Source organism: Streptomyces sp. NPDC039736 (assembly GCF_055596485.1).
This window is the reverse complement of the sequence record NZ_JBVIUQ010000003.1, coordinates 462,248-480,562: the sequence shown is the minus strand read 5'-3', so window position 1 is coordinate 480,562 and position 18,315 is coordinate 462,248. Positions and strand designations below refer to the sequence as shown.

Below are 18,315 nucleotides of genomic sequence, written 5' to 3'. Positions count from 1 at the left end.
GGTAGGCCGTGAAGGCGGTCGCACCCCACATGGAGGCACCACGATGAGCAGGGCCAGGAGAGCGGACGCGGGCGCGTCCGTGCCGCACGTCGCCGACAGTCATGACGTGATCCGTGTGCACGGGGCACGCGAGAACAACCTCAAGGACGTCAGCGTCGACATTCCCAAGCGCCGGCTGACGGTGTTCACCGGGGTCTCGGGGTCGGGCAAGAGCTCGTTGGTGTTCGCCACGATCGCCGCCGAGTCGCAGCGGCTGATCAATGAGACGTACAGCGCTTTCGTGCAGGGCTTCATGCCGACGCAGGCCCGCCCGGAGGTCGACGTACTCGACGGACTGACCACCGCCATCATCGTCGACCAGCAGCGCATGGGAGCCGACCCCCGCTCCACGGTCGGCACCGCCACCGATGCCAACGCGATGCTGCGCATCCTCTTCAGCAGGCTCGGCGAACCGCGCATCGGCTCGCCCAGCGCCTTCGCCTTCAACGTCGCCTCCGTGCGGGCGAGCGGAGCCATCACCGTAGAGAAGGGGGCGAAGAAGACGGTCAAGGCGACGTTCAACCGCACCGGCGGCATGTGCACCCGCTGCGAGGGCCGCGGCGCGGTCTCGGACATCGACCTCACCCAGCTCTACGACGACACCAAGTCGCTGGCCGAGGGCGCGTTCACCATCCCCGGATGGAAGTCGGACAGCTTCTGGACGGTGCGCGTGTACGCGGAGTCCGGTCTCCTCGACCCGAACAAGCCGATCCGCGAGTTCACCGAGAAGGAGATGCAGGACTTCCTCCACCACGAACCGGTCAAGGTGAAGGTCGAAGGGGTGAACCTCACCTACGAAGGCCTGATCCCCAAGATCCAGAAGTCGTTCCTGTCCAAGGACAGGGAAGCGATGCAGCCGCACATCCGGGACTTCGTGGACCGCGCGGTCACCTTCACCACCTGTCCCGAGTGCGACGGCACCCGGCTCAGTGCGACGGCCCGGTCCTCGAAGATCAAGAAGCTCAGCATCGCCGATGCCTGCGCCATGGAGATCAGGGACCTCGCCGAATGGGTCCGCGGTCTCCGGGAGCCCTCCGTGGGCCCGCTGCTGACGGCGCTGCAGCACACTCTCGACTCGTTCGTGGAAATCGGGCTCGGCTACCTGGCGCTCGACCGTCCGGCTGGCACGCTCTCGGGCGGCGAGGCCCAGCGAGTCAAGATGATCCGCCACCTCGGTTCCTCGCTGACCGACGTCACCTATGTGTTCGACGAGCCCACCATCGGCCTGCACCCGCACGACATCGAGCGCATGAACGACCTGCTGCTCAGGCTGCGGGACAAGGGCAACACCGTGCTCGTCGTGGAGCACAAGCCCGAGACGATCGCCATCGCCGACCATGTGGTCGATCTCGGTCCCGGCGCGGGTACGCAGGGCGGCATCGTCTGCTTCGAGGGAACCGTCGACGGACTGCGCAAGAGCGGAACGGTCACCGGCCACCACTTCGACGACCGCGCCTCGCTCAAGGCGGCGGTGCGCCGGCCCACCGGGATGCTGGAGATCCGCGGTGCGTCGGCGCACAACCTGCGCGACATCGACGTGGACATCCCGCTCGGGGTGCTCACCGTCGTCACCGGTGTGGCCGGGTCGGGCAAGAGCTCCCTGGTGCACGGGTCGATTCCGGCGGGGGAGGGGGTGGTGTCGATCGACCAGGGTCCGATCCGCGGCTCGCGGCGGAGCAATCCGGCGACGTACACCGGGCTCCTCGACCCGATCCGCAAGGCCTTCGCGAAGGCCAACGGGGTGAAGCCCGCCTTGTTCAGCGCCAACTCCGAGGGCGCCTGCCCCGAGTGCAACGGCATCGGCGTCATCTACACCGACCTGGGGGTGATGGCGAGCGTCTCCACGCCCTGCGAGGAGTGCGAGGGGAAGCGGTTTCAGGCGTCGGTGCTGGAGTACGAGCTCGGCGGGCGCGACATCAGCGAGGTGCTGGCGATGTCGGTGGCGCAGGCCGAGGAGTTCTTCGGGTCCGGGGAGGCGAGCACACCTGCCGCACACCGCATCCTGACCCGGCTCGCCGATGTCGGCCTCGGTTACCTCAGCCTCGGTCAGCCGCTGACGACCCTGTCCGGCGGTGAGCGCCAACGGCTCAAGCTGGCCACTCATATGGGGGAGAAGGGCGGTGTGTACGTCCTCGACGAGCCGACCGCGGGCCTGCACCTCGCCGACGTCGAGCAGTTGCTGGGTCTGCTCGACCGGCTCGTGGAGTCCGGCAAGTCGGTCGTCGTCGTCGAACACCACCAGGCGGTCATGGCGCACGCGGACTGGATCATCGACCTCGGGCCCGGGGCGGGGCACGACGGCGGCCGGATCGTTTTCCAGGGAACGCCCGCCGAACTCGTCGCCGCCCGGTCCACGCTCACGGGCGAGCACCTCGCGGAGTACGTCGGCGGGTGACGGGGGTACCGCGGACACCGGATGTCAGTGGGGGGTGGGAAGGTGTCGCACATGACTGAGACCGATCCCAAGAAGGACCTGCACCGTTACCTCAAGTCCGCCCGGGGAGCGCTGCTGTGGAAGGTCGAAGGGCTGTCGGAGTACGACGTCCGACGGCCTCTGACCCCCACCGGCACCAACCTGCTGGGGCTGCTCAAGCACCTGGCGGGCTGCGAAGTCGCGTACTTCGGTGACACCTTCGGGCGCCCGTTCACGGCCGAGCCGATGCCGTGGCTGGAGGACTTCGACGACGATCCCAGCGTGGACATGTGGGCGACCGCCGACGAGTCCCGCGCTTTCGTCGTCGGCCTCTACCGCAAGGCGTGTGCGCACGCGGACACCACCATCGAGGCCCTGGAGTGGGACGCCACCGGCCATGTGCCGCACTGGCCGAAGGAGCGGAGCGAAGTCTCGCTGCACCGCATCCTGGTCCACATGCTCGCGGAGACGAACCGGCACGGCGGGCACGCGGACATCGTCCGGGAACTGATCGACGGGAGCGCGGGTCTCCAGCAGGGCAACGAGAACCTGTCTCCGGTCGAGGGGGTTTCGTGGGAGACGTACGTGGCACGGCTGGAGGAGGTGGCACGAGAGGCGGCGCAGGCGGCGGGGGAGTCCCCGGGGAAGTAGGGGCTCAGTCCGTCGCGGCGGTGAACGCGTCCGCACGTAACAGCAACAGGGGGACGACGTCTGAGACGTCCGTCTCTCCCGCCACCGCGACGGCTTCCGAGGACAGCGTGCGGGGCCGCCCCGCACAGGGGGCCTTCTCGCGGGGCGGCCAGTACGGCCTCGGCGCCCAGGAGGCCTTCCAGAGCGGGGCCGAGGTTGCCGTCCGGCCGGCGTTCGCCCGTCGCTGCGGCGACGGCCGAGCCGTCGGGCGAGGGCAGGACCGGCCGAGAGGTGAACGGGAGGGAACCGGGGGCAGAGGCCCGGGGGCAGGCGTCTCGGATGCCGTGACGATGTGCCGTTCTTCGGTCCTTCAGTCCCTCGGTCCCTGGGCGGCCGGTGAGTGTCCCCGAGGTTCGTCGGCGTCTCAACAGGGCGATCTCGCTCGGCGCACTGGTGACGGGGTGCGCCGCCGGGCGGGGGCGGAGAGAGGTCCGGTACGGGGTCCGGTGTGATCCGGGACGAGCGGAATCCAGGGTGTACGTGATCCGGGGTGTACGTGATCCAGGGTGTACGTGATCCAGGGTGAGCCCGTGCCGACCGGCTGCGAGCCGGGTGGCACGGGCGGGTGGTCAGCGCAGGCCGATCGCTTGTGCGGGGCAGATGCCGACGGCCTCGCGAGCGGCGGCGGCGTCGGGGTCGGTCCGCGGCAGGCGGGGGCGCAGGACCTGGACGAAGCCGTCCTCATGGTCCTGGTCGAACACTCCCGGCGCGGTCAGCGCGCACATTCCGGAGCCGATGCACCGGTCGCGGGAGGCCCGTACCCGCCACTCCGCAGCCGGGGAGTCGTCGGGGCGGGATGCCATCGCCTACACCTCGTCCCAGGTGACGGGGAGGCTGTGCACGCCGAAGATGGTCTGGTCCGTACGGAGCGGGATCTCCTCCTCGGCGGCCGCCAGCCGCAGGGACGGGAACCGGGCGAGCAGGGCGGGCAGCGCCACCTGCATCTCCACGCGGGCCAGCTGCTGGCCCAGGCACTGGTGGATGCCGTGGCCGAAGCCCACGTGGCCGGTGGCCCTGCGGTGCAGGTCGAGGGTGTCGGGGTCGGGGAAGCGCAGCGGGTCGCGGTTGGCGGCCTCCATGGACAGGACGACGGTCTCACCGGCCTTGATCAGCTTGCCGTGCAGCTCGACGTCCTCCAGTGCCGACTTGGCACCCGTGTGCGTGATGGTGAGGTAGCGCAGCAACTCCTCGACCGCCTGCGGGGCGAGGGACGGGTCGTCGCGCAGGGCGGCGAACTGGGCCGGGTGACGCAGTAGGGCGTAGGTGCCCAGGGCCAGCATGTTGGCGGTCGTTTCGAGTCCCGCGCCGAGCAGGAAGCTGCCGACACCGGTGAGTTCCTCGTCCGAGAGATCGGTGGAGGTCAGGTCGCCGAGCAGGTCGTCGGTGGGCTCGGCCCGCTTGGCGAGGACCAGCTCGTGCATGTAGCCGCCGAGCGCGGTCATCGCCTCGTGCTGCGCCTGCTGGTCGGAGACGATCGAGGTCAGTTGCAACGCGCAGCGCTGGAAGAAGTCGCGGTCGGCGGCGGGGACCCCCAACAGCTCGCAGATCATCAGCGCCGGGATCGGCTGGGCGAACGCCTCGACCAGGTCCACCGGGCCGCCCGCGCGCTCCATCGCGTCGAGCTGTTCGGCGGTGATCTCCGCGACGCGCGCGGTGAGTTCGCGCATCCGGCGGACCGTGAACTTGCCCATGAGCAGCTTCCGGAACCGGGTGTGCTCGGGGGCGTCCATCCCCGTCATGTCGCCGGCCGGTGCGGGCGGCAGCTCGCCGATGTCCGCGAAGGGGTAGTGCAGGAGTTCGTACCGGGAGCTGAAGCGGGAGTCGGCGAAGACCGCCCGGACCGTCTCGTACCCGGTGGCCAGCCAGCCGACGTGGCCGTCGGGGAAGGTCAGCCGTACCAGCGGGTCCCGCTCGCGCAGGGCGGTCATCTCGGCGGTCGGGTCGAAGGGACATCCGGCGTCGCGGCCGGTGGGTATGCGGGGCACCGGCTCGACGGGGGGCGACGACAGGGGGCAGGTGGCTGCGGGCGCGGTCGACGTTTCGTGCTGCACGAATTCCTCCAGAGCGACAACAGACGTGTACCTCGCGGGCGGCATCAGAATGGCACCAGTGTGGCATCACCGCAAGGGATTCGTGGCACTAAGCGTGTCGGCTGGGCATCCTTCGGAAGTGGTCGGGTGAAAGTCGGGATCAGGACGATCAGGAGGGCGGGGCGGTCAGCGGCGGGGCTTGCCGCGCTTGGGGGAGTTCCGGCTGTGCTTCGCGCCGGCCTTGCCGCCGCCGCTCTTCGTCCTGGCGGAACCCGTGCTCTTGGCGGCGGGCTTGCGGGCCGGCTGCTTGGCCTTGTCCGTCCGCTTCTGCTGCTTCGCGTCGGCGGAGTTCTTCGGGAGGGCCGGGCCCCGGGTGCTGTTAACCGTGCGGCCTCGTACGATCCCGATGAAGTGCTCGACCAGCTCCGTCGGCTCGCCCGACTCCGTGTGGGGCCAGGACAGGGCGACCCGGGACTCCGGGGTGCCGGTGATCGGCCGGTACGTCAGGTCCTTGCGGTGGTGGAGGCGGGCCAGGGACTGCGGCACGATCAGGACGCCGACGCCCGCCGCCACCAGCTCGATCGCGTCCGCGGTGGTGGCCGGACGCTCTTTGGCGGGCACGCCCGGGAGCCGCTCCCAGGCCAGGGTGTCGTCCAGGGGGTGCAGGACCAGCTCGTCGGCGAGGTCCTCGGCGGTGACCTCCTCGACGGCCGCGATGACGTGGTCCTTGGGGATCACGACGACCGTCGTCTCCGTGTACAGGGGAATCGCGGCCAGGTCCGCGCGGTCCACGGGGAGGCGTACGAAACCGGCGTCGGCGCCGCCTTCGCGCAGTACGTCGAACACCTCGGCCGGGGCCGCCGCGACCAGGGTCAGCGGGACGTCGGACAGCCGCTCGTGCCAGATCCGCACCCACTTGGTGGGGGTCACGCCCGGGACGTACGCGAGCCGGAACGAAGGGGAGGTGGGGGAGGGTGCTTCCGAGCCTGTCACGCCGGTCAGGTTACCGGCAGCCACCCGGGCGCACCCACGGCAGCCGTGTGGTCGGCGGTGGCGCACACGCTCGATACCCTTGACACCATGACGTCGCACCAGAACACCCAGACCATGAAGCCCGCCACCGCGGCGAAGAAGCTGGGTGTGTACCTCGAAGCCACCCCCGCAGAGTTCCAGGAGGGCGTGGTTTCGCGTGCCGAGCTGACCGCGCTCCAGGCCGACCCGCCGCAGTGGCTCCAGGACCTGCGCGCCAACGGCCCGCACCCTCGTCCCGTCGTCGCCAACAAGCTCGGCGTCTCCATTTCCGGTCTCGCCCGCGGCGGTGTCACCGAGGCGCTCACCACCGAGCAGATCGACGCGCTGAAGGACGAGAACCCGGAATGGCTCCAGAAGGAGCGCGCCACGCAGAACGAGGTCCGCAAGGAGACCGTGCGGATCAAGGAGATGAAGGCGGAGAAGGCCGAGAAGCCGCAGTAGTTCCGGCCCCCCGCGCGGGCGGTCGGCTGTCCTCGGGGCGCTCACCAGGGGTGATGCCACGGAAAGCAGTTTTGTAGGAGTCTACGAAGCCGAGGGCTCAGCCTGCCGGGTTTTCATGTCTTTTACCCCTCGCTGCGAACCCCCTGTTGCCTGTGTACTCCCTCACACAAGGTGAACAGAGCCAAAGGGGAGTCATTGTGACCGCGTACGCCGAAGAGAAGAGCATCCAGGAGCTGGAGCGCACCTGGATGGACGAGGCGATCCGCATCGCCACCACCAGCGTGGCGAACGGCGGCGGCCCCTTCGGCGCGCTCGTCGCCAAGGACGGCGAGATCGTCGCGCTCGGCAACAACCAGGTGACCGCGAACCTGGACCCGACCGCGCACGCCGAGGTCAGCGCCATGCGTGCCGCCTGTCAGAAGCTCAACACCTTCTCGCTGGAGGGCTGCGTGCTGGTCACCTCCTGCGAGCCGTGCCCGATGTGTCTGTCCTCCGCGCTGTGGGCGCGCGTCGACCGGATCGTCTTCGCGGCCGACCGGGACGACGCCGCGGTGGCCGGCTTCGACGACCGCAAGTTCTACGACCTGTTCGAGAAGCGGCCCCAGGAGCTGTGGCCCGCGACCATCGAGCGGCTCGACGTGCCCAACCGGAACGAGCCGTTCGAGGCGTGGCTGGCGAAGTCGGACCGCATCGACTACTGAGGCCCGGCGCTGGGGGTGTGTGGAGGGGATGCGGCCCGCACCCCCCCCCACACACCCTTCCGCGCTACTTCTGGCAGAACGCGGAGTCCAGCACCTTCACCGCGTTCTCCGGGCCGTCCTTCGTCGGTGCCAGGTTCGCCGTGAGGGCGAGGGACGCCGCCCGGCCGTCGTCCGTGACGCCGTTGCGGGTCGCATGGCCCGGGATGTCGCCGCCGTGACCCCAGATGGCACCGCCGCAGCTCAGCGGCGTACGCGTCACCCCGAGGCCGTACCGCACGCCCTTGCCGCCCCACTTCTCGGGCACCGGGACCGTGGTGCGCATCTGCTTCAGCTCCGCGGGCTTGAGCAGCTTCCCGTCGAGCAGGGCCGTGAAGAAACGGTTCAGGTCGCTGGGCGTGGAGACGATCTGCCCGGCCGCCCAGCCCCATGAGGGGTCCAGCTCGGTGAAGTCCACCAGCGGCGCCCCGGGCTTCTCCGCGTGGTACGCCTTGGGGTGCTTGCCGCGGATGCGCTCCTCGCCCACAGCGGGGAAGTACGTCTTGCGCAGTCCGGCGCGGTCGATGATGCGCTGGTGGATCTGCTCGGCCAGCGGGCGGCCGGTGACCTTCTCGATCAGCAGCCCCAGCAGCACGTAGTTGGTGTTGCTGTACGCCCAGTCGGTGCCGGGGGAGAAGAGCGCCTTGTGCTCCAGGGCGATGTCGAGGAGCGTGCGGGGCTGGAGGTAGGTGTGCCGGGCCTTGCCCAGGACGTCGGTGAACATGTACTCGGTGTAGTTGGGCAGGCCGCTGGTGTGGTTGAGGAGCTGACGGACCGTGATCTTCCGGCCGTCGATGCCCTCACCGCGCACCAGGCGGGGCAGGTAGCGCTCAATGGGGGCGTCGAGGCCGACCTTGCCCTCGCCGACGAGTTGCAGGACGGCGACGGCCGTGAAGGTCTTGGTGTTGCTTCCCGCTCTGATCTGCCCGTCGACGGGCGCGGGGGCGCCGGTCTTCAGGTCCCCCTTGCCGACCGCGTAGTTGCGGGTGCGGCCGTCGCGGTCGGTGGTGGAGGCGAGGACGGCGGGGTACTTGTCCTGCTTGACGAGGTCGTGCAGGCCCTGGCGGAAGGCGGAGTTCCGAGTGTCCTGGGCGGGAGCGGTCGGCACCGCGTTCGCGGGCAGCACGCTGCCCACGGCGAGCGCGGCGGAGAGTGCGGCCACGGCGGCGATGCCGCGTCGGCGGCGGGTGGCCGTCAGAGTGCGTGCGGGCCGCTGAGGAGAACGTACGGTCATCGGGAACCTCTCCGAGGTCGTGTGCGTGGGTCGCGGTCGGACCCCTTCAGGTTCCCTGGGCGAGATCCACCGCCCCATAGGGGCAACAGGCGCATCAGGACGGGGGGCAGCTCCCCGTGGCGAGGGGGGTCAGGTACACCAAGTCCTCGGACGCGCCCCGGTTCTCAGGCACCCCGGTCCTAGGTCCAGTGGCACGGAGTCCCGCGACCGGAGACCGAGGCGCCGGGCGCCGTGTCCGCGTAGCGTCCTGGGCATGAAGATCACCCGGCAGCCCGACCGGCAGGCCCCGCAACTCCCCGCTCCCCGCACCCCCGAGCAGCGCAAGAAGGACGTACTGGCCCGGCTGGAGCGGGAGTCGGACATCTGGGTGGCCACGGCGGACGAGGACGGCGTCCCGTGTCTGGTGCCGCTGTGGTTCCGGTGGGACGGGGAGGCACTCTGGCTGGCGACCCGCACCACCAACCCCACCGGCCGCAACCTGCACACGAGCGGTCTGACCAGGCTGGCGTTCGGGGACACCAGGGACGTGGTGCTGATCGACGGGACGGTGGAGAGCTTCAGCGCGCAGGAGGTGCCGACCGGGGCGGCGGACGCGTTCGCCGCGCGCTGGGGCTGGGACCCGCGCCGCTCGGCCGGTTCGGCCACGCCGTACGCGTACTACCGTGTGGTGCCCCGGGCGGTGCAGGCGTGGCACGAGCAGCACGAGCTGCGCGGGAGGCATCTGATGCGGGAGGGCGTGTGGCTGGTCTGAGGCACCGGGACCGCGGCTGGTGGACGGCGGAACTCTCGGAGCCGCTGTACGTGGTGTGCCCGGGGTGCGGGGGCCGGGCGGCAGTGGTGACACGTCCCGGGCTGCCGGACCGTGTGTACTGCACCGACTTGCTGTTCATGCCCCGGCGGCTGGTCTGTGCCGGATGCGGGACGACGGCCGGCTGGGAGGCGCCGACGGAGGGCCGGGCGCTGGTCGGGGTGACCATGGGCGGCACGGAGGACCCGTACTTCGGGCGGCCGTTGTGGTTGCAGACGCGGTGTGCGGGGCGGGTGCTGTGGGCGTACAACGAGGAGCACGTGGGGGTGCTGGCGGACTACGTCGGTGCGCGGTTGCGGGAGCGGGGCGGGTCGAGTTCCACCGGTGCGATGATCCCGCGCCTGCCGGCCTGGCTGAAGCGCGCCGAGAACCGCCCCGACGTGCTGGCGGGCCTGGAGCGGCTGCGGGACCTCGCGGACCGCTCGGCTCCCGAGGAGCGGTCGGATGCGGCGTACGTGCGGGGGGAGCGGCCCCGAGGAAATCGGAACGTGTACTTCCGGGGCGGGCCGTACTAGGCGAAGGCGGCGGTCACGGGGCGGGCCGGGCGAAGGGCTCGGACGGGGGCGAGGTGGAGACGTACGCCAGTGGGGTCGGCCGCCGACCGGGCCGTCGGTTCGGGGGGTGGCGTTGACATGTCACGGGACGGTAGTCGTTTCGGTGTGCGTGGGCGGGAGGACGGTGACGCAGCTTGCGTGCTGCGGGTCGGCTTCGTGGCCGGTGCCGCCACCGAGGGGGCCCCGGTCGGGTTCGCCGGGGCCCGGGAGTTGAGGGGCGGGCTCTTCGTCGCGGCCCGGTCCGGGGCCGGTGGCCGGCAGGGGACGGGTTCGGCCCGTCGGTGACGGGGCGGTGGTCGACCGGCTCGGCGGATGGCTGAGCGCGATCGTGAACGGGGACGGGGACGGGTGTACGGGCGCGGGGTGTTCTAGCGTCCCTCGCATGAATTCCGTTGGCAGTGCCGATACGCGGCTGATCGTTCTGCGGGGCAATTCCGCTTCCGGGAAGTCCTCCGTGGCCGCCGAGATCCGACGCCGGTACGGGCGGGGGCTCGCGATCGTGGGGCAGGACAATCTGCGCAGGGAGGTGTTGCGGGAACACGATGTGCCCGGTGGGGCGAACATCGGGCTCATTGACGTGGTGGCGCGGTATGCCTTGGAACACGGCTTCCACGTGGTCGTGGAAGGCATCCTGTACGCCGATCGGTACGGAGCGATGCTGGAGGCGCTCCGGCGGGATCATTGCGGGACGACGCGCATGTACTACTTCGACGTGCCGTACGAGGAGACGCTGCGGCGGCACGGGACGAAGCCGCAGGTGACGGAGTACGGAGACGTGCGACTACGGGAGTGGTACCGGGGGTTGGACGTGCTTCCGGGGGCGATTGAGGAAGTCGTTCCGGCGTCCAGCAGTCTGGCGCAGACGGTGGGGCGGGTGATGGCGGAGGCCTTCGGGGCGGGGTAGGTGTCTGCGGTGGGTTTGCTCGCGGGCAGGGGGGGCTCCGGTCCGGTGCAGGGTGTGCGGGCTGCGGGCTGTCTGGACAGGGGCCTCGGCCTCCCACCTGAACCCGTGAGCGGGAGGTTGTCGCATGTGGCCGACGGCAGTGGGCTGTCCGCCCGCGAAGCGGTTATGTGCGTGGAACGCAGAGTTCTGCGAAGGCGAGGGAGCGGTTGAAGACGGCCTCCACGGTTGATCCCGGTACGCCGTGCCGGGCGTGGTCGGCGTCCGGGACGGTCCAGAGGTCGACGAGGGAGGCGGAAGTATTGCGCAGGGCCGTCGCCAGGGATGTGCTGTGCGAGCAGTCGACCATCGTGTCCGCCTCGCCGTGGATGAGGAGGAAGGGCGGCGCGTCGGGGCGCACCCGGGCCAGCGGGCTCGCCTCGCGGGTGCGGTCCGGGGCGGCGGCCGGGGCGCCGCCCAGCAGGAGGGCCTCGGGGGTCGCCGGGGCTTCGGGGGTGAACGGGCCGCGCGGGGAGGTCAGGTCGCTCGGGCCGTACCAGACCACCGCCCCCGCGAGCCCGGGTGCGGTCAGGGCCAGCAGCGACGCGAGGTGCCCGCCTGCCGACTCGCCCCGGACCACCGTCCTGGCCGGGTCGGTCCCCAGCTCCGGACCGCGCAGCCCGAGCCGGCGCAGGGTCGCGTGCAGGTCGTCGAGCGGGGCCGGAAACGTGGCCTCGCCGCTCAGCCGGCAGTCCGCGCACGCCACCGCGAAGCCCGCCGCCGCCAGGCGGACGAACGGGCCGGGGGACCGGTCGCGGGTCCGGAAGCCCATGTCGTCGCGCCGTCCGCTCCGCCGTGCACGAAGAGCACGAGGGGCGCGGGTGCGGGCGTCGGCGGCGTGGGGAGCCAGAGGTCGAGTTCGAGCGGGCGGCCGCCGGGGACCTCGGCGTAGGGGATGCCGCGCACCTCCCGCACCGAGGACGGGGGGTCCGGGAGGGGTGCGTGATCGGGATGCGGGGCCGCGATCAGTTCCCGTACGGAGGGCTCTCGTACGGGAAGCCCGTGCACGGAAACCCCTTGTGCGGAGGCCTCTTGTGCGGAAAGCCCTCGTGCGGCGGGCGCGGGCGTGTGTCCCGTCACCGGGTCCGCCACTCGTGGTCGAGCAGGAAGCGCACGTCGAACTGTTCCGGCACGCTGCCGAACTTGTGCGGTTCCGGGATCACCGGCTCGCGCGGCAGGCCGAGCGCGTCGGCCGGGGCGCCGAGCGTCTCGAAGAAGCGCTCGAAGGTGCCGCCGGGGCCGGCCGCGACACCGACGACCTGGCTGTGCTCGCGCTCCATGCGGTATGCGTGCTTGCAGTTCTTCGGCACGAAGCCGAAGTCGCCCGGCGTGAGCAGCTTCTCCTGCTGGACGCCCTCGGTGTCCTCGACGAACAGCCGCACCGCGCCCTGCGTGATGTAGAAGACCTCGTGCGTGTCGGCGTGCACGTGCGCCGGGATGATGTCGCCCTTCGGGCCCTCCACGGTGAAGAAGTTGAAGGTGTTCTCGGTCTGCTCGCCGCCCGCGTAGACGGTGATCAGGTCGCCGAAGAGGTGTGCGCGGTCGCCCTCGCCCTTCTCGATGAAGTACGGCTTTGTGGGATCGGCTGGTATGCGCGATGCGGTGCGGTAGCGGGTGGCGTACTCGATGGTCATGCGGGCCCCTTGCGTCGTTCGGCGGTCACATGGAATGTCAGGCAGCCTGACATGGGAGGTGGGGAAGAGGCAAGCTCCGCGTGCCGGGGGCCCGTGTGCGGGAGGGCGGGGGGCCGTTTGCCTGAGTGCGGTGTTCCATGTGCCTGGATACGATTCCGGTTCCGCCCGTGCTCACCCGAGGAACCGACGCAGACCATGCCCCCGACCCGCCGCCACGGCTTCCCGCACCTGCTCAGCGATGCCCGGCGCTGGTTCGAGGAGGGGCTGCTGGCGGCGCTGGAGGAGGCCGGGGTCGTCCCCGTGTCGCCGACGCAGGTGCAGTTGTTCGCCGTACTCGACGAGGACGGCACGACCGTCTCGGAGCTGGCTCGGCGGATGAGCGTCACCCGGCAGACCGCGCATCAGGCGGTGCACGGGCTCATCGCCGCCGGTCTGCTCGAACAGCTTCCCGACCCGGAGTCCGCCCGGCGGCGTCTGGTGCGGCGCACCGCGGAGGGGGAGCGCACGCACCGGCAGGCGGAGGACGTGCTCACCCGGCTGGAGGGCGTGCTCGCGGACCGGATCGGCGCGGAGGCGGTGGCCGCGATGCGGGCTTCGCTGGAGCTGGACTGGGGGAGCCCGTTGCGGGCGGAGGCGGGGCAACCCGAGGCGGGGCCGTCCGAGGCGGGCTGACCGGCCCGTGCGGCAGGCCCGTATCGGTCAGGGTGTTCGCCCTCGCCCGTCGCGGCGCGCGCCGGCCGGGGGCGGTTCCCGGCGGCGCCGCTCGCCGGCCCACCGATTTAGCCCGCCCTGCCCGGGTACGGTCCCAGGATGACCACCTACGTCGTCACCCTCCCCGGCACCCTGCTCGACAAGCTGACTCCCGCCGCCCACGCGACCCTGCTGCGTGAGCTGAGCCCCGCCGACCCCCGGCACACCGCGCTCGGCGAGGCGGAGGACATGGACAGGCTCACCCTGGACGAGGAGAACTCCACCTTCGTCATCCGCCTCGAAGTGCAGGCCGCCACCACCGGCGAGGCCGAGACCGAGGCCCGCCGGATCGCCGAGACGGCCCTGCGCGCGGCCGGTCTGGACGAGAACGCCGCGCCCATGGGCCCCGCCGCCCTGTCCGGGATCGACACCGAGTGAGCGGGACAGGGCCCCGGGGCTCCGAGGAGTTCGCGCCCGCCGTACGCACGATGATGCGGGCCAACGAGGCGAACTGGGACGCCCGCACCCCCGTCCACCTCGCCAGCCGCTTCTACGACGTCCACTCGCCCGAAGCCCGCCCCGAGCGCTGGTTCGCGGAGTACGAGTGGGCCGACCTCGGAGACCTCGCCGGACGCGAGCTGGCGCACCTCCAGTGCCATCTCGGTACGGAGACCCTGGCTTTCGCCGCCAAGGGCGCCCGCACCACGGGCCTCGACCTCTCCGGCGAGTCCGTCGCGGCGGCCCGCCGGCTGGCCGCCGACGCCGGGCTGCCCGTGACGTACGTCCAGGCGAACGTGTACGACGCCCAGGAGGTGCTGGGCGCCCACCGCTTCGACGTCGTCTACACGGGCAAGGGAGCGCTCTGCTACCTGCCCGACCTCGACCGCTGGGCGCACACCGTCGCCGCGCTGCTGCGCCCCGGCGGACGGCTGTACCTGGCCGAGTTCCACCCCGTGCTCAGCTCCCTCGGGCCGTCCCCCGCTCCCGGTGAGGGGCCCGAACTCCTGTTGCGGCACGACTGCCTGGACGGGCGGGGCGCCGTCCGCAGGGACGCCACGTACACGTACACCGACGGTCCGCCCGTCCAGGACGCCACCGAGTGCTTCGAGTGGACCCACGGGCTGGGCGAGGTCGTGACCGCCCTCGTTGGGGCGGGGCTGCGGATCGTCCGGCTGCGGGAGAGCGACGAGCTCCCGTGGCCGCGCTGGCCGGACATGGTCCGCACCCCCGGCGGCTGGTGGAGGCTGCCGGACACCGCGCCGCGCGTACCGCTGCTGTACGCGTTGCTCGCGGAGAAATGACGAGCGGCGGTATGCGCACGGCTATGGGAACCTCGGCACCCCCGCGCTACCCTCCGCCGCATGATTCCCACGGTCGTCTGGGGCACGGGGAACGTCGGCCGGGCGGCTGTCCGTGCCGTCGACGCGCACCCGGAGCTGGAACTCACCGCCGTACTCGTCCACGACCCGGCCAAGGTCGGGCGTGATGCCGGGCACCTCGCCGGAATGGGGAGGGAGGTGGGGGTGCGCGCGGTCGACGACGTCGGCGCGGTGCTGGCCGCACGGCCCCGGGCGGTCGTCTACGCGGCCTCCGGCGACCTGCGTCCCGACGACGCCCACGCGGACGTCGTCAGGGCGCTGCGCAGCGGAGCGGTCGTCGTCACGCCCGCGCTGTACGCGCTCTACGATCCGCCGAGCGCCCCGCCCGAACTGGTCGAACCCCTCCAGGAGGCCGCCGAGGCGGGCGGCGGCGCCCTCTTCGTCTCCGGGGTCGATCCGGGGTGGGGGAACGATGTGCTGCCCCTGCTCGTCAGCGGGCTCGGGAGCAGGATCGACGGCCTGCGCTGCCAGGAGGTCTTCGACTACTCGACGTACGACCAGCCGGAGTCGGTCCGCGATCTGATCGGGATGGGGCGTCCGCTGGACTACGCCGCGCCCATGCTGACGGAGTCCGTGCCGACCATGGTGTGGGGCGGGCAACTGCGCCTCATGGCCCGGGCCCTGGGTGTCGAGATCGAGGAGATACGGGAGACGGTGGCCCGGCGGCCGCTGGAGCGGACCGTCACCACCCGCACCATGGGCGCGTTCGAGGCGGGGACGCAGGGCGCGGTGCGGTTCGAGGTGCAGGGGGTGGTGGGGGGCGTGCCGAGACTGGTGATCGAGCACGTCACCCGCATCCATCCGTCGTGCGCGCCGGACTGGCCCACGCCGCCGGACGGGGTCGGGGCGCACCGGGTGATCGTCGAGGGGCGGCCCCGTATCGAGGTCACCGTCGAGGCGAGCGACGAGGACGAGAACCGCTCGGCGGGCGGCAACGCCACGGCGGTGGGGCGGCTGGTGAACGCGATCGACTGGCTGGTCGGGGCCCCGGCCGGGATCTACGACGCACTGGACGTGCCCCTGCGGGCGGCGCGGGGGCGGCTGGGAAGGGGTTCGGCATGAGCGGCATCGAGATCGACGTACCGGAGGGCAAGGACCCGATCGAGTACGTGTGGGGTGACATGGTGCCCGGCATCGGGCCGGCCGCGGCGGACTTCTCGCTGGCCGTGTACGCCCATACGACGCTCGGACTGCGCGAGTTCGAGGCGGCGCGGCTGCGGATCGCGCAGCTCAACGGGTGCCTGTTCTGCCTGGACTGGCGGACCGACCGGGACGGCGAGAAGGTCGAGGAGGGATTCGCGGGGGCGGTCGAGGCGTGGCGCACGGCCGACTCGCTCGACGGGCGGACACGGCTGGCGGCGGAGTACGCCGAGCGGTACGCCCTCGATCACCATGGCCTGGACGAGGAGTTCTGGGAGCGGATGACGGGGAGCTACTCGCAGGGCGAGATCGTGGAACTGACCATGTGCCTGGGCTCCTGGCTGGCGTTCGGGAGGCTCAACCGGGTGCTGGGACTGGACGCGAGGTGTGTGCTGCCGGGGCACTGAGGGCCCGCTGCCTCCAGCCCGATCGGCATGCCGCGCGCGGCTGCCCTGCGAGGACCACTGCGCGCCGCCGACGATCACCCCCGGGGCGGGGGACGCGGCGAGCGGTCGGTGTGGGCGGGGAGGAGGGGGGCGTCAGTCGCGGAAGAATTTTCGGGTAGGGGTGCATGCCCGTCGTGGGCGGGGGAACAAGCCCCTTCGACCCGAGCTCGCAGGCACATCCCCCCGGCCTGCTGAGCACCCTGGATGCCCCTCGGCCACTCCCCCCCCGGCCGCGGGGCATCCGTCTGTGCGGGCGGCCCGGACGTCTGCCTGGTCGGCGGCGGCGAGAAGTCTTCGGTTTGCCGGTCCCTCCGGTCCCTTCAGTCCCCGTCCGGGCCCCGGCGCACGGTCTGGGACAGGATGGGCGGATGACTCTCGGCGATTCGGGTGCGCGGAAGCGCGGCGGGCGTGCCCGGAACCGTGCCCGGAGGGCCGTGCTGGTGCTGGGCGCCGCTCTGCTGGCGGCGACGGCCTGTGCGGGGCCCGGCGGGGCGGAGCCCGGGCCGGAGCGGCCGGTTGTGGGGGAGCGGGCGGAGCGGCCGGTTCTCGCCGTGCGGTACGAGGCGCCGGCCGCCGCCGACCGGCCCGGGGTGCGGTTCCTGCACGAGCGGCGGGTGATGCGGGCGGCCGAGGCCGCGCTGGGTTCGCTGCTGGACTGGCGGGGGCGCGAGCCGATCGCCCTGCTGACGCGTTCCTGCGCGGGGGAGGGCTCTTCGTACGACCCGGAGAAGCGCCGGATCGAGCTCTGCTACGACGAGATCGCCGAGACGCGTACGGCCCTCCGGGAAGGCGGGCGGAGGGCGACCGACGACGAGGTGGCGGCCGTACTCCTCGAAACGCTGTACCACGAGGTCGCGCACGCTCTGGTCGACCGGGCCGGTGTCCGGGTCGCGGGCAACGAGGAGGACGCGGCGGACCGTTTCGCCGCGCTGATGCTGCTGCGGGAGGGGGAGGCCGGGGTGCGGCGGGTGCTGTACGCGGCTGACGGGTGGGCGGTGCTCGCCGAGCTGTACGAGGACGATCCAGAGGGTGCGGGGGACGGCACGGACACGGCCGGGGGAGGGCACGGTGGGCACTCGTCCGACCGTGACCGTGCCGTCTCCCTGCGCTGCTACGCCTACGGTGCCGTCCCCGCTTCCCGCCGCCACCTGCTCGGCCTCACCGGCCCGCGCGCCCTGCCCGCCGCGCGGGCGGCCGGATGTGCCGACGAGTGGAAGGGCGTGCGTGAGGGGTGGATGAGGGCGCTGGGGCCGGTGTTGCGGACGGAACCCCCAGTAGCCGGCTCCGGAGACGGGCGGGCCCTCGGCGGCTAGGGCTTCCAGCCGGTTGCCGCAGCCCAGGGTTCCGCGACCGTGATCACCAGGTCGACCACCGGGTCCTTCACGTCCGCGTACACGTCCGTGCTGTCGACCACGCCCGCGAGTTCCTGCTTGAAGCGGGCGTACGACGCGATGGCCTCCGGGTGCGCGCGGAACCAGTCGCGGAAGAGGAGCGCGAAGCGTTCGTTGGGCGAACCTGTGCGGCGCACGTGCAGGTTGACGGCGGAGTGGCCGGCGGCCTCCCGGCGCGTCCAGAGCCGTTTGGTCCAGTGCGCCGGGTCGTCGTCGAGACCTGCCGGGACGTGGTCGTGTCGGTGCGGGGAGAGCTGGAAGCCGCGCGCCGCGAGGGGGCCGGCGAAGGCTGCCTCGGCCGCCGACAGGTCCGCGACGCTCGCCTGGAGGTCGAGGACGGGCTTGGCGGTCATGCCGGGAATCGAGGTGCTGCCGATGTGTTCGACCCGGGCGGCCAGGGGCGCGAGGGCGGTCAGCAGGTCGTCGGTGAGGGCGCGCCCCTGGGCCTGCCAGTCGGCGGAGTGCGGGACGAGGACGGGGCGGGTGGCGCCAGGCTGCGCCGGGGTTCCGGTCATTCGGATGAGTCTAGGAGGGGGCGATCGGTCGGTAGGGTGCGGGCGGTGGTTGCGTCGGCACGGCGGAGGGCGGGGATCGTATGACCGGCGAGTGCGCGGCGGGGGCGACCAGTGGCCCGGTGGCAGGGGCGACGAGCGGTCCGGTGCCGGGGGCGGGCGAGCTGATACCGGAGGGAAGGCGGTCCGGGCCCGTACCGGGGGA

General features: G+C 71.9%; 20 protein-coding genes. 13 read left to right on the top strand and 7 right to left on the bottom strand.

Features of this window, described 5'->3' with window-relative positions; translation table 11 throughout:
* The first annotated feature begins 43 nt into the window (after positions 1-43).
* On the top strand, positions 44-2,434 hold the full coding sequence (locus ACZ56L_RS11605) for an ATP-binding cassette domain-containing protein (RefSeq protein WP_471063411.1): 2,391 nt from the start codon (positions 44-46) through the stop codon (positions 2,432-2,434).
* A gap of 51 nt (positions 2,435-2,485) precedes the next feature.
* Entirely contained in the window at positions 2,486-3,103 is a 618-nt protein-coding gene (locus ACZ56L_RS11600; protein ID WP_471063409.1) for a DinB family protein, read from the top strand.
* A 608-nt stretch (positions 3,104-3,711) separates the two neighbouring features.
* Here ACZ56L_RS11600 and ACZ56L_RS11595 read toward each other — a convergent pair.
* From ACZ56L_RS11595 to ACZ56L_RS11585, 3 genes are all read right to left on the bottom strand, one after another.
* A complete protein-coding gene (locus ACZ56L_RS11595; RefSeq protein WP_471063407.1) occupies positions 3,712-3,945 on the bottom strand; it encodes a ferredoxin in 234 nt (77 codons plus the stop codon).
* Between the two features lie 3 nt (positions 3,946-3,948).
* Positions 3,949-5,193 (bottom strand): cytochrome P450, encoded by a 1,245-nt coding sequence (locus ACZ56L_RS11590; protein ID WP_471063405.1) that lies wholly within the window; start codon positions 5,191-5,193, stop codon positions 3,949-3,951.
* 165 nt (positions 5,194-5,358) lie between these two features.
* Positions 5,359-6,165 (bottom strand): LysR family substrate-binding domain-containing protein, encoded by an 807-nt coding sequence (locus ACZ56L_RS11585; RefSeq protein WP_471063403.1) that lies wholly within the window; start codon positions 6,163-6,165, stop codon positions 5,359-5,361.
* Between the two features lie 87 nt (positions 6,166-6,252).
* Between ACZ56L_RS11585 and ACZ56L_RS11580 the strand changes: the two genes are divergently transcribed.
* On the top strand, positions 6,253-6,645 hold the full coding sequence (locus ACZ56L_RS11580) for a DUF5997 family protein (protein ID WP_345227680.1): 393 nt from the start codon (positions 6,253-6,255) through the stop codon (positions 6,643-6,645).
* Between the two features lie 248 nt (positions 6,646-6,893).
* Positions 6,894-7,346 (top strand): nucleoside deaminase, encoded by a 453-nt coding sequence (locus ACZ56L_RS11575; RefSeq protein ID WP_345227995.1) that lies wholly within the window; start codon positions 6,894-6,896, stop codon positions 7,344-7,346.
* A 64-nt stretch (positions 7,347-7,410) separates the two neighbouring features.
* Here the strand turns inward: ACZ56L_RS11575 and ACZ56L_RS11570 are convergent, their stop codons facing one another.
* Positions 7,411-8,616 (bottom strand): serine hydrolase domain-containing protein, encoded by a 1,206-nt coding sequence (locus ACZ56L_RS11570; RefSeq protein ID WP_471063401.1) that lies wholly within the window; start codon positions 8,614-8,616, stop codon positions 7,411-7,413.
* 253 nt (positions 8,617-8,869) lie between these two features.
* On the opposite strand from ACZ56L_RS11570, the gene ACZ56L_RS11565 reads away from it, so the two are divergent.
* From ACZ56L_RS11565 to ACZ56L_RS11555, 3 genes are all read left to right on the top strand, one after another.
* Positions 8,870-9,367, top strand: coding sequence for a pyridoxamine 5'-phosphate oxidase family protein (locus tag ACZ56L_RS11565; RefSeq protein ID WP_345227684.1), 498 nt, complete (start codon positions 8,870-8,872; stop codon positions 9,365-9,367).
* Between the two features lie 128 nt (positions 9,368-9,495).
* A complete protein-coding gene (locus ACZ56L_RS11560; protein ID WP_345227686.1) occupies positions 9,496-9,939 on the top strand; it encodes a hypothetical protein in 444 nt (147 codons plus the stop codon).
* A gap of 421 nt (positions 9,940-10,360) precedes the next feature.
* Entirely contained in the window at positions 10,361-10,882 is a 522-nt protein-coding gene (locus tag ACZ56L_RS11555) for an AAA family ATPase (protein WP_471063398.1), read from the top strand.
* Between the two features lie 163 nt (positions 10,883-11,045).
* Here ACZ56L_RS11555 and ACZ56L_RS11550 read toward each other — a convergent pair whose 3' ends face one another.
* Both ACZ56L_RS11550 and ACZ56L_RS11545 read right to left on the bottom strand, forming a co-directional pair.
* Positions 11,046-11,690: a prolyl oligopeptidase family serine peptidase gene (locus tag ACZ56L_RS11550; RefSeq protein WP_471063396.1), complete on the bottom strand. Its 645-nt coding sequence runs from the start codon at positions 11,688-11,690 to the stop codon at positions 11,046-11,048.
* Positions 11,691-11,994: 304 nt separating this feature from the next.
* A complete protein-coding gene (locus tag ACZ56L_RS11545; RefSeq protein WP_471063394.1) occupies positions 11,995-12,552 on the bottom strand; it encodes a quercetin 2,3-dioxygenase in 558 nt (185 codons plus the stop codon).
* A gap of 195 nt (positions 12,553-12,747) precedes the next feature.
* Between ACZ56L_RS11545 and ACZ56L_RS11540 the strand changes: the two genes are divergently transcribed.
* The 6 genes from ACZ56L_RS11540 (at position 12,748) to ACZ56L_RS11515 (ending at position 17,520) form a co-directional block, all read left to right on the top strand.
* On the top strand, positions 12,748-13,224 hold the full coding sequence (locus ACZ56L_RS11540; protein ID WP_471063392.1) for a MarR family winged helix-turn-helix transcriptional regulator: 477 nt from the start codon (positions 12,748-12,750) through the stop codon (positions 13,222-13,224).
* A gap of 138 nt (positions 13,225-13,362) precedes the next feature.
* Positions 13,363-13,680 (top strand): hypothetical protein, encoded by a 318-nt coding sequence (locus ACZ56L_RS11535; protein WP_345227697.1) that lies wholly within the window; start codon positions 13,363-13,365, stop codon positions 13,678-13,680.
* Between the two features lie 50 nt (positions 13,681-13,730).
* Positions 13,731-14,543 (top strand): class I SAM-dependent methyltransferase, encoded by an 813-nt coding sequence (locus ACZ56L_RS11530; protein ID WP_345227997.1) that lies wholly within the window; start codon positions 13,731-13,733, stop codon positions 14,541-14,543.
* Between the two features lie 60 nt (positions 14,544-14,603).
* Positions 14,604-15,683 carry an NAD(P)H-dependent amine dehydrogenase family protein gene (locus ACZ56L_RS11525; protein ID WP_345227699.1) on the top strand — a complete coding sequence of 360 codons (1,080 nt, stop codon included), beginning with the start codon at positions 14,604-14,606 and terminating at the stop codon, positions 15,681-15,683.
* 5 nt (positions 15,684-15,688) lie between these two features.
* Positions 15,689-16,168 (top strand): carboxymuconolactone decarboxylase family protein, encoded by a 480-nt coding sequence (locus ACZ56L_RS11520; RefSeq protein WP_345227999.1) that lies wholly within the window; start codon positions 15,689-15,691, stop codon positions 16,166-16,168.
* A gap of 407 nt (positions 16,169-16,575) precedes the next feature.
* Positions 16,576-17,520 carry a DUF4344 domain-containing metallopeptidase gene (locus tag ACZ56L_RS11515; protein ID WP_471063390.1) on the top strand — a complete coding sequence of 315 codons (945 nt, stop codon included), beginning with the start codon at positions 16,576-16,578 and terminating at the stop codon, positions 17,518-17,520.
* Here ACZ56L_RS11515 and ACZ56L_RS11510 read toward each other — a convergent pair.
* On the bottom strand, positions 17,517-18,113 hold the full coding sequence (locus ACZ56L_RS11510; RefSeq protein WP_471063388.1) for a GrpB family protein: 597 nt from the start codon (positions 18,111-18,113) through the stop codon (positions 17,517-17,519). The two genes, ACZ56L_RS11515 and ACZ56L_RS11510, sit on opposite strands and share 4 nt — an antisense overlap.
* Positions 18,114-18,315: the final 202 nt, after the last annotated feature.